Origin of the sequence: Streptomyces sp. NPDC006544, from assembly GCF_040611715.1 — a bacterium.
Classification (GTDB): domain Bacteria; phylum Actinomycetota; class Actinomycetes; order Streptomycetales; family Streptomycetaceae; genus Streptomyces.
Genome location: NZ_JBEXOV010000047.1, coordinates 51,559 through 60,825 on the forward strand (window position 1 = coordinate 51,559; position 9,267 = coordinate 60,825).

The window sequence follows — 9,267 nt, forward strand, 5'->3', positions numbered from 1 at the left end:
GACCACACCATGGCACGTGGCCACGGCCGAATCCTCACCAGCATCTGGGAGGACGGTGATTTCCTCGACCTCGAACCGGTCGAACAGCGGCTGTATCTGTTCCTGATCTCTCAGCCGAACCTGAACCACGCCGGGCTGCTGGACCTCACTCTGCGCCGCTGGGCACGCAAGGCGCGAGGCCTTACCTCGGCCGACCTCGAAAAGCTCCTCCAGACACTGGACTTTCGCCGGTTCATCGTCATGGACGAGGACACCGAGGAGCTCCTGATCCGCTCGTTCATCCGCAACGACGGCGTCTGGCGGATGCCGAAGGTGATGGGCGCCGCAGTATCTGGCGCCCTCGAGATCTCCTCGAAGCGGCTGCAGCAGGCGGTGCTCGCCGAGATGGACCGCATCCCGCTCGACGAGCTGAGCGACGAGCCGACCAAGACCCGCACCGGTCCCGGGCCCTCCAACCGACAGCAGGTACGCGATCACATCCAGACCCTTCGCAATGCCTTCGCCGGGCCTCCCGCATCCCCCTCGGAAGGGGGATCGGGAACCCCCTCTGCACCCCCCTCGGGAACCCCCTCCGATACCCCTACCGAAGGGGGTCCGAGAGCCTCTACGCGCGGGCGCGCGCCCGCATCACCCGCGCATTCCCCTGCCCCTGCCCCTACCCCTGCCCCTAACCCCAGCCCCCTAGAAGACATGTGGGGGGCTGAGGAGCCGGACCTCTTGCCGTCCGACGGGGATGGACTCTCCGAGGCGGCAGAGCCGCTCGGCGCGACGATCACTGAACTCCGGACCGACGTCGAGCAGGCCTGCTCGCTGCTCGCCGATCTGATCGAAGAAAACGGCTCCCGTCGTCCAGCCGTCACGAGGGAGTGGCGAGACGCGGCCCGCCTTCTGATCGACAAGGACGCCGTTCCGTTCGAAGACGTCCTGGGGGCCATCCGCTGGTCTCAGGCCAATGACTTCTGGCGAGCGAACGTCCTCTCGATGCCGAAGCTCCGCAAGCAGTACGACACCTTGCGCCTCCAGGCGAAGCGAGGCCGCGTCCAAGCCGGCCCGGCCACCACCCCCCGCCACATGACCAACGAGGAGATCGAAGATGCATCCCACTTCGCCTGACGACAGCCCGATGGACTCCTGGCGCAACGAGCGCCGAGACCAAGCCGTCGCCGCCTTCCAGGACCGCATCCCCGCCCTGTACGCCACCGAGATCGACCTGTACGCCGACGTCGAGGCGTGGGCCGACTGCGAGCCGGAGGCGCCGACAAGCCTCTTCGTCTGGGGTCCGCTCGGGGTGGGCAAGACGCACACGGCATGGCGGGCCGCCCGTCGTTGGGTTGCTGCGCAGTTCGCCGGCGACTATCGCGGGACACCGGTCGTGCAGACCTGGCGCTCGACCGCGCTCTTCGACGCGCTCCGCCCCGACAGTGAGGGCGGCACCCCGAAGAAGCTGATGCGGGACCTGCAGACCGCGAGCCTGCTCTACATCGACGATCTGGCCGCCGCCCGAGTCTCCCCGTCCGGCTGGACCCAGGAACGGCTGTACGAGATCTTCGACGAGCGATACGTGAACCGGCTGCCCGTCCTGGTCACCAGCGACGTCAAGCCCAATCAGATCAGCCACATCGTCGGCGAGCGGGTCACCTCGCGGGCTGCGGAGATCTTCCGCGGCGGCGTCGTCCACCTCGCCGGCAGCGACCGCCGCCAGGGCGGTGCCGCGTGAGCAGCGACCTGTGGGACGCCCCCGTCGACGAGCCCGGCGCCGACGTCGCGGTTCCGCACGGCGACATCGACGCCGAGATGATCCTCGCCGCGACCGCCATGGCCCGCCCGGACGTTGTCGACGAACTCGCCATGCAGGGCTTCGACCCGGCCGACTTCACCAGGGACCAGTACCGCTGGGTCTGGTACGCCGTCGAGGAACTCCGCGCCAGCTTCAAGGGCGGCGACATCCGGTACATCGCCGTCGACCGCAAGCTTCAAGCGTGGCGGGCCGAGGGCCGCATCCCTACCGTGCCGCTCAACCAGGACGAACTCGGCGAGCTGTACGCCCACGCCCAGCACGGATCCGCCGACTGGTACGCCGCCCGGATCACCGAGAAGGCCGTCGCCTCCCGCCTCGCCATGGTCGGAGCGGACGCCGGCGCACGAGCCCGCTCGGCAACCTTCAACGCCGACGACGACGTCGCCGCGATCCAGTCCGCCCTCGACGACGTCGTCCGGACCGGCGCCCAGGACGAGACCCGTCTCGTCGGAACCCTCCTCGAGGAAGTCCTCACCGACGCCACCACCCCGCCCACCAACGACGACCGAATCCCGACCGGATTCATGGACCTCGACAGCCTGCTCTCCGGCGGATTCGCGCCCGGCCAGCTGATCGTGATCGGCGCCCGGCCGGCCATGGGCAAGACGACCGCCGCTCTCGGGTTCGCCAGGGCTGCCGCGATCCAGCACGGCATCCCGACGCTCTTCGAGTCCCTCGAGATGAGCGCCAACGAGCTCGGCCGCAGCATCGTCTCCGCCGAGGCCCGCGTGGCTCTGCATCACATGAAGCTTGGCGTGGCCACCGACGACGACATCCAGCGCATGGCCCGCCACGCCCCTGCCGTCTCTGCCGCCCCGCTGTACATCAACGATGGAGCGACCCTCTCGATGCCGATGCTGCGGGCCCGCGTCCGGAACCTGGTCCGCACGGCCGGCCTGCGGCTCGTCATCGTGGACTACCTGCAGCTGATGCAGGCGCCCAAGGCCGAGTCCCGTCAGATCGCCGTCTCCGAGATGTCCCGCCAGCTGAAGCTCCTGGCCAAGGAGTTCCAGATCACCGTGGTCGTCCTGGCCCAGCTGAACCGCGGGCCCGAGCAGCGACAAGAGAAAGTCCCGCAGGTCTCCGACCTTCGCGAGTCCGGGGCGATCGAGCAGGACGCCGACATCGTGATCCTGCTCCACCGCCCCGACGCCTACGAGAAGGAATCCCCGCGGGCCGGCGAGGCGGACTTCATCGTCGGCAAGCACCGCGGCGGGGCCACGTCCACCATCACCACCGCGTTCCAGGGCCACTATGGCCGTTTTGTTGACATGGCGAACACATGACCGACCTGACGCCCGAGGACATCGCAGCCGCCCGCGAAGAAGGCGATCTCGTCGCCCTGCTGCTGATGGCCGCCGGCCTCACCCCGGCCGTCCCGAAGCAGCGGACGACAGCCCCCGCACCGGAGACCGTCCACGTCGCCCACCCCGGTGCCTGGCCCACCGGAGCCAGCCGCCCCACACCGGTCGCTCCGCCGTCCGGCCCGCAGATCGACGCGGCCCTTACCGACTACCGCCGCTGGCTCCTCGCCGACCGACCCGCCGCAAGCACCAAATGCCCCTGCCCCGGATGCACGCCTGGAGGAACCGCATGAGCGCGAAGGACACCGACAGCTGCCCCAACTGCCTCGAGCGGGACATAGCCCCCGCCATCATTCGCCGCCGCGGTCAACGCACCCGCTACGGCTACGAGTGCCCCCGGTGCTCCCAGCAGTGGATTACCGAGCGGATCGACTCCGCCTACGCCGACCACCAGGAAGCCGCATGGCCACCGCACCCGGCACCCCATGCCACCACGACGGCGTGCAGTGCCCCGTCCACGACGCCCGCTACACCGAAGCGAAAGGAGATGGCCGCATGAGCGACTACCCGCCCGCCGACGATCGCCTCAAGCACCTCCTCGCCCAGGAGATCAACCTCAGCGTCGACACCTGGAAGCTGGCCTTCTGGATCGCTGACGGCATCGTGAAGGACCCCGCCATCCGGGCCGAGCTGGAACGCATCGCGGCGGCCCACGGCAAGGGGCAGCCCTGCGGAGACCGTCACTGCGAAGCCTGCTTCGCCAACGCCCACGCCGAGGCCGAGCAGCCTCCCCAGGCCAGCCACAGCAAGTGGCGCGTCGAGACCCTGGACCCGATCGCCAACGAATGGGCGCCCAGCTCGGCACTGCCCAGCCTCGAGGCGGCCCGCCAGCGGCTGGCACAGGCCCAGCAGATCGCCCCGAAGTGGCGCGACGACAAGACGCCCGTTGCTCGGCGGATCGTCCGGGAGACGGTCACCTACGCCGTCGAGGCCGAGGGGTGAGCGCCTGGACTCCCGCCCAGCAGGCCCACCGCCGAGCCGAACTCGCCGCCGCCCGCCGACCCGCGTCATCCGCCTGGAGCCGCGACGAGCAGCACCAACACCACACCGCCCTCGAGGAAGCCCTCGACGGCACCGAATGGCACCAGCCCATCCCCGCCCGCCGACAGGCATCACGCCGACCCCGAAAGGCCACGACATGACCGAGCAGCACGAGCCCATCACCGTCTACAGCGGCGCCATCCGCTGCGTCGAACGCGACTGCGCGGAGTACCTCACCGCCGACGGCTACGACAACGAAGCCGTCGAGAACTGCTCGCACCTCACGCCCCGGCAGGTCTGCAAGGAGTGCTCGCCCTACGACGACGACGCCGGGTTCATCATCACCGCCGTCGCCTGGCCCTGCCCTACGGCCGTCGACCTCGGCATCGCACCGCGTGACGGCGAGGCTGCCTGATGCCTCAGCAGACCCCCGTCCCCGCCGTCGATCAGATCTGGCAGGACAACGACTCCCGCGGCTACGGCAGGAAGGTTCGCATCGTCGAGATCACCGGCACGCACGCCGTCGTCGAACTCGTCACACCGCGCGGAGTCAGCCACGCCCAGGCCAAGCCCGGCCGCCGGACCCGGATCCGCCTCGACCGCTTCCGGCCCATCAGCACCGGCTACCGGTACGTCGGCGCCACCCCCGAGGCCCGAAAGGACGCCACATGACCCTCCCCACGCCTGTCGCCGACTTCCAGGCCGCCGCCGACGTACTCCGCGAGGAAGCCTTCCGGCCCGGCGTCACGACCGTGACTCTCCCCGCGGCAGTGGTCAACGCGTTCGCCAACTGGCTGGACGACGCCGGCGCCAGCGCCGAGGAGTTGGGCGCCCCCGACCCCATCGCGCTCATCGCCGCCATGCAGGTCCTCTACCCGGACCGCAACCTCAGCGGCTGGCAGCCCACCGACGACCACGACGCCCGCCCCACCCCGTGACGCAGACGGCTGGCCCCCTCGTCGCAACCGAGGGGGCCAGCCACCCCGAAGCATCCCACCATCCCGAGGAGCCCGTGATGCACAAGCCCATCCCGTTCTACGCCGAGGCCGGCACCAGCGGCTGCCCCCACGGCACTGACGGCGACCACCCCCGGCACGCGCCCGGCGGCGAGATCTGGATCTGCCTCGACACGCCTGCCGGTGACGGCTGCGACACCCACACCGACGACTACGGCTACGGCGTCCTGTGGGCCGACTGCCTCGACGGGGCCGAGTCATGACCGCCCGTCCTGTCCTGACCCGCCGGCAGCGGGAGGTTCTGCTGCTGGCAGCGAACGGGAACACGAACGCGGCGATAGCGCACTGGCTGGGGGTCACTTCGAACTCGGTCGCCGAGGTTCTGGTCGCCGCGTACCGGCGTCTCGGTGCGGCCGACCGGGCCCAGGCCGTGGCGGTAGCGCTGCGGCTGGGGGTGCTCGACATGGGCGACATCGCCATCCCGGAGATCCTGCGGCGCCAGGAGGCTGCTTAGTTACCCGCACGTCAAGTCCCTGAGCGGTTCGACCCCCGCCTAGGTCTCCGACTCCAACTTCCCGCCCCCAGGCCGCCAGATGCGGCACCCAACAGCGAGACGAGGCAACAATGACCCACCCCGAGAACCCCACCCGTCCGGCCGGTGCAGCCGCCTGCTCCTGCGGCGCCTGGTGGACCGGCATCAGCCGCAGCCACTGCGCCGCCGACGGATGCCACCGCACCTTCTCCGGCGAGACCGCCGCCGACCGCCACCGGGACCGGACCGCGGCCCTCGAGGCGACGCCGTGACCGTCCAGCCCGGCGGCAGGGGTAACCCCTACGCCTCACTCCGTACCGAGGAAGACCTCTGGCGGCCCGGCTGGGAGGCGGAACCCTGCGACACCGCCGAACCCGAGTCGACCGACCAGCCGCGCGCCTACCGGAAGACGATCACCGTCGGCAGCGTCGACGACTACGAACCCCAGGAGCAGCGATGACCCCCGACCAGCTTCGTGCCGCGATAGCCGCCGACTGCCCCCACCGCCTGGCCGACTACGACCGCCATCTCGACGCCTTCAAGGTCCGCGGCTGGCAGCCCGGCCCGGCCTTCATCCAGTTGTGGCGCGAGGAGCACGCCGCCAGCCAGGCCGGCGTCGACGCCGAGCTCGAGGCCAGCCAGCGGCGGGCGGTCCGCATCCAGCAGCTCCTCGACGAGCAGCGCGACCGCTCCCGCAAGGACGCCGCCGCCAGCCGCGAATCCGAACGGCAGCTCCAGCAGCAGATCGACCGGCAGGCCAAAGAGATCGACCGACTGCGGGACGAGCTCGCCGACCTTCACGCAGGCGAGGAAGAACCCGCCGGTGCCTACGCCAACCTGTCGCCCGCCGAATGGCTGTGGACGTGGACTCACGCCACCGCAGCGGAGCGCCTCGAGCGGGCCGCCCAGATCATCGACGCAGGCATGCGGGCCGGGACCTGCTTTCGGATGGCGCACGAGAAGACCATCCAGCGACTCCGGGCCGAACTCGGACGGCCAGCCGAGCAGTCGCTCTTCAGGCCGGAACATGAGGATGGAACTCCGTATCGCTACAACGAGATGGCCGCCGAAGGCTGGGACTACTGCGACGGATGCCGCACCTGGATCCGCGGCCACACCGCCGATGAGCCGCACGTCTGCGGATCACCCATCCACGCCATCGCCGTGGATGCCCCCGATGCCTGACCTCCACGACTGGATCAGCCAGCAGATCGACGCCGTCGAGGGGCGCGCCCAGCGAGCAGAGGCCGCGGACCCGAGCCCCTGGCGGGCGGAACACGACGAAGCGGCATGTACCGACGGGCGCGGCCACGCTCACGGGGCCGGCATGGTATTCGCCAGCGACGGAATTCCACTCTGGGACTGCGAAGGCGCCGACATGCTCTGCATGACCGCCCCGACCGGCATTCACGTCGCCGCCAACGACCCGGCCGCCGTCCTCCGCCGCTGCGCCGCAGACCGACGGATCCTCGAGATCCACAGCTACGCCGGCGGCGACAGCTGGGACCAGTACGCCTGCCGCGGCTGCGGCTCAGACGACACCGGCTACCTCATCGACCACACCGACGACTGCGAAACCCTGCTCGCCCTCGCCGAGGGGTACGGGCTCACGGACGGCGAGCGAGCTGCCCTCGACCGACCCGAGCCGGAACGGCCAGTCAACCTCTACAAGAGCTGGGCCGACCAGATGGACGCCTACTTCCGCCGCCTCGATGACCTCATACGGCCGACGAACCCCACCTCCGCCGTCCCCGCCGCACTCCGCGGACCCAACTGGAAGGCCCGGCCGTGACTGCCAGACGTTTTGTCGCCCGCTGCACCGCCGTCACGGCCCTCCTCGCTCTCGCCGTCGGCGTCTCCGTCGGCGCCTACCACGACTCGGGCGGCGGATGGCTCGCCGTCGCGGCCGTCTGGATCAGCCTCGCCATCCTCATGACCGTCGCCACCGCCATCGCCTGGGGCCTCGACAACTGGAACGCCCGCTAGCCCGCTTGAGACCCGCCCGTATCGCCCGCACAAGGAGCACAGCCGTGATGGAGACCCCGCAGTCCTGGCCCTGCACCCTCTGCTACAAGCCCGCCCGCGACACCGTCCACGCCAGCTGCCGGCAGCACGTCTACGAAGACCTCGCCGAACTCCCCGCCCTCTACCGGCAGCTCGGCGACGCCCTCGAGCCCGGCCGCCGCGGAGACCAGAGCCGCGGCGGCACGCGCACCGCACCCCTCCCGTGCAACCTCGACGCCCTCGATCTCCGGGCACGCGGCGGCCTGCAGGGCATCCTCACCAGCTGGGAAGACGACATTCGCGACACCCTCGACTGGGAGCTGCGGCCCTTCCGCGGCAGCGTCGAGCAGGACGTCGCCGGATCCGCCGCCTTCCTCCAGACCCAGCTCGCCTGGATCTGCGACAGTCACGGCGCGGCCAAGGAGTTCGCGGACGAGATCCGGCAGATAGCTGGCCAGGCGCGACGGCTGATCACCGGCGACCGGCCGGCTCGCCGCATCGGCGTCGCCTGCCCCTGCGGCACCATCCTCCGCGTCACGCTGGACACGCCAGGGGCGAGGTGCCCCGGATGCGAGACGCAGTACGGGCACGCCGAAGTGCTGCGGTTGCCCATGGCGGAACGAAGCGCGGCATGAGCAAGCCCCGTCGCCGAGAGGCGGCGGGGCATATGCATGACCCTCTGACCTGCGCTTAACTGTACGAGCTACGCTTCTACAGATAAGCCGTCCGGGAGGAGAGCTGTGCCGAGAGCACCAAAGGGGCAGCCGCCTCGCTACAAGCAGATCGCCGACGACCTACGCGACAAGATCGAGAGCGGGGCCTACGCGCCCGGAGTCAAGCTTCCATCCGAAGCCCAACTCATGATCGAGTACGACGCGGCTCGCCTCACCATCCGCAGCGCTATCGGCATCCTCGCCACCGAAGGCCTCACCGAAGCCCGCCACGGCAAAGGCGTCTACGTCCTCGCCGGCCAGTGGCAGCCCATCGTCCGCAACGCGCTCAAGCGGCTGTCCGCAGAGCAGTGGGGGCAGGGCAAGTCGATGTGGGACGTCGACATCGACGACCGCAAGCTTGAGCCCACCGACGTGCGGATGGAGCACCTACCTGTCGGTGAGGATCCGGATGCGGCGCGCGCGCTCGGTGTCGAGCGGGGCGAGTTGATCGTGACGCGCACCCGCCGCTACCTAGTCGACCGGGTGCCTGTCATGCGGGCGACCTCCTTCATTCCCGAAGACCTGGCCCGCGGTACGGCGATCACTCGAACTGATACCGGTCCGGGAGGTATTTACGCTCGGCTCGCCGAAGGTGGCCATGGCCCGGTTCGCTTCCGAGAGGAGGTCCGGTGTCGGATGCCGCGAGCCGACGAGATGGCCGACCTGTCGATCGCGGCCACGGCTCCGGTTGTCGAGCTCACCCGGTACGCCTACGACGCGCGCGACCGGGTCGTCGAAGTGAACCGAATGATTCTGGACGCGTCTCGATACCTACTGGTGTACGACTTCCCTGCCTGACCTGCGCACCCATTGCCCCCGCCTACGGCGAATTCAAGGGGTCGTGGCAACACCGCTGGTCATGCGGCTGTTGTGAGGAGCTTAGCGAGGCGCTCGGCTGGGGTTTCCCAGTCGAGCGTCT

Annotated in this window: 18 protein-coding genes; all 18 read left to right on the forward strand. The window is 69.9% G+C overall.

Annotated elements, in window-relative coordinates; all coding sequences use genetic code 11:
- The first annotated feature begins 9 nt into the window (after positions 1-9).
- The 18 genes from ABZY44_RS21865 (at position 10) to ABZY44_RS21950 (ending at position 9,146) form a co-directional block, all read left to right on the forward strand.
- On the forward strand, positions 10-1,113 hold the full coding sequence (locus tag ABZY44_RS21865) for a hypothetical protein (RefSeq protein ID WP_356656269.1): 1,104 nt from the start codon (positions 10-12) through the stop codon (positions 1,111-1,113).
- Complete coding sequence (locus ABZY44_RS21870; RefSeq protein WP_356656271.1) at positions 1,094-1,717, forward strand: DnaA/Hda family protein; 624 nt, start codon at positions 1,094-1,096, stop codon at positions 1,715-1,717. Before ABZY44_RS21865 ends, ABZY44_RS21870 begins: the two co-directional genes overlap by 20 nt.
- On the forward strand, positions 1,714-3,084 hold the full coding sequence (locus tag ABZY44_RS21875) for a replicative DNA helicase (protein WP_356656273.1): 1,371 nt from the start codon (positions 1,714-1,716) through the stop codon (positions 3,082-3,084). Before ABZY44_RS21870 ends, ABZY44_RS21875 begins: the two co-directional genes overlap by 4 nt.
- Positions 3,081-3,395, forward strand: a complete 315-nt coding sequence (locus ABZY44_RS21880) for a hypothetical protein (protein ID WP_356656275.1) — start codon at positions 3,081-3,083, stop codon at positions 3,393-3,395. Before ABZY44_RS21875 ends, ABZY44_RS21880 begins: the two co-directional genes overlap by 4 nt.
- The gene (locus tag ABZY44_RS21885; RefSeq protein ID WP_356656277.1) at positions 3,392-3,661 is read left to right on the forward strand and encodes a hypothetical protein; all 270 of its coding nucleotides are present in this window, start codon (positions 3,392-3,394) and stop codon (positions 3,659-3,661) included. Before ABZY44_RS21880 ends, ABZY44_RS21885 begins: the two co-directional genes overlap by 4 nt.
- Entirely contained in the window at positions 3,658-4,104 is a 447-nt protein-coding gene (locus ABZY44_RS21890) for a hypothetical protein (RefSeq protein ID WP_356656279.1), read from the forward strand. The genes ABZY44_RS21885 and ABZY44_RS21890 overlap by 4 nt, the downstream gene beginning before the upstream one ends.
- A gap of 196 nt (positions 4,105-4,300) precedes the next feature.
- Positions 4,301-4,558: a hypothetical protein gene (locus tag ABZY44_RS21895; RefSeq protein ID WP_356656281.1), complete on the forward strand. Its 258-nt coding sequence runs from the start codon at positions 4,301-4,303 to the stop codon at positions 4,556-4,558.
- Positions 4,558-4,815, forward strand: coding sequence for a hypothetical protein (locus ABZY44_RS21900; RefSeq protein WP_356656283.1), 258 nt, complete (start codon positions 4,558-4,560; stop codon positions 4,813-4,815). The genes ABZY44_RS21895 and ABZY44_RS21900 overlap by 1 nt, the downstream gene beginning before the upstream one ends.
- The gene (locus tag ABZY44_RS21905; protein WP_356656285.1) at positions 4,812-5,081 is read left to right on the forward strand and encodes a hypothetical protein; all 270 of its coding nucleotides are present in this window, start codon (positions 4,812-4,814) and stop codon (positions 5,079-5,081) included. The genes ABZY44_RS21900 and ABZY44_RS21905 overlap by 4 nt, the downstream gene beginning before the upstream one ends.
- A 77-nt stretch (positions 5,082-5,158) precedes the next feature.
- Positions 5,159-5,362 carry a hypothetical protein gene (locus ABZY44_RS21910; RefSeq protein WP_356656287.1) on the forward strand — a complete coding sequence of 68 codons (204 nt, stop codon included), beginning with the start codon at positions 5,159-5,161 and terminating at the stop codon, positions 5,360-5,362.
- On the forward strand, positions 5,359-5,613 hold the full coding sequence (locus tag ABZY44_RS21915; protein WP_356656289.1) for a helix-turn-helix transcriptional regulator: 255 nt from the start codon (positions 5,359-5,361) through the stop codon (positions 5,611-5,613). Before ABZY44_RS21910 ends, ABZY44_RS21915 begins: the two co-directional genes overlap by 4 nt.
- Positions 5,614-5,723: 110 nt before the next feature.
- Positions 5,724-5,903: a hypothetical protein gene (locus ABZY44_RS21920; RefSeq protein WP_356656291.1), complete on the forward strand. Its 180-nt coding sequence runs from the start codon at positions 5,724-5,726 to the stop codon at positions 5,901-5,903.
- Positions 5,900-6,091 (forward strand): hypothetical protein, encoded by a 192-nt coding sequence (locus ABZY44_RS21925; protein WP_356656293.1) that lies wholly within the window; start codon positions 5,900-5,902, stop codon positions 6,089-6,091. Before ABZY44_RS21920 ends, ABZY44_RS21925 begins: the two co-directional genes overlap by 4 nt.
- Positions 6,088-6,816 carry a hypothetical protein gene (locus ABZY44_RS21930; RefSeq protein WP_356656295.1) on the forward strand — a complete coding sequence of 243 codons (729 nt, stop codon included), beginning with the start codon at positions 6,088-6,090 and terminating at the stop codon, positions 6,814-6,816. Before ABZY44_RS21925 ends, ABZY44_RS21930 begins: the two co-directional genes overlap by 4 nt.
- Entirely contained in the window at positions 6,809-7,423 is a 615-nt protein-coding gene (locus ABZY44_RS21935) for a DUF6221 family protein (protein ID WP_356656297.1), read from the forward strand. The genes ABZY44_RS21930 and ABZY44_RS21935 overlap by 8 nt, the downstream gene beginning before the upstream one ends.
- Positions 7,420-7,617, forward strand: a complete 198-nt coding sequence (locus ABZY44_RS21940; protein ID WP_356656299.1) for a hypothetical protein — start codon at positions 7,420-7,422, stop codon at positions 7,615-7,617. The genes ABZY44_RS21935 and ABZY44_RS21940 overlap by 4 nt, the downstream gene beginning before the upstream one ends.
- A 44-nt stretch (positions 7,618-7,661) precedes the next feature.
- Positions 7,662-8,270 (forward strand): hypothetical protein, encoded by a 609-nt coding sequence (locus ABZY44_RS21945; RefSeq protein ID WP_356656301.1) that lies wholly within the window; start codon positions 7,662-7,664, stop codon positions 8,268-8,270.
- 105 nt (positions 8,271-8,375) lie between these two features.
- A complete protein-coding gene (locus ABZY44_RS21950) occupies positions 8,376-9,146 on the forward strand; it encodes a GntR family transcriptional regulator (protein WP_356656303.1) in 771 nt (256 codons plus the stop codon).
- Positions 9,147-9,267 lie beyond the last annotated feature (121 nt).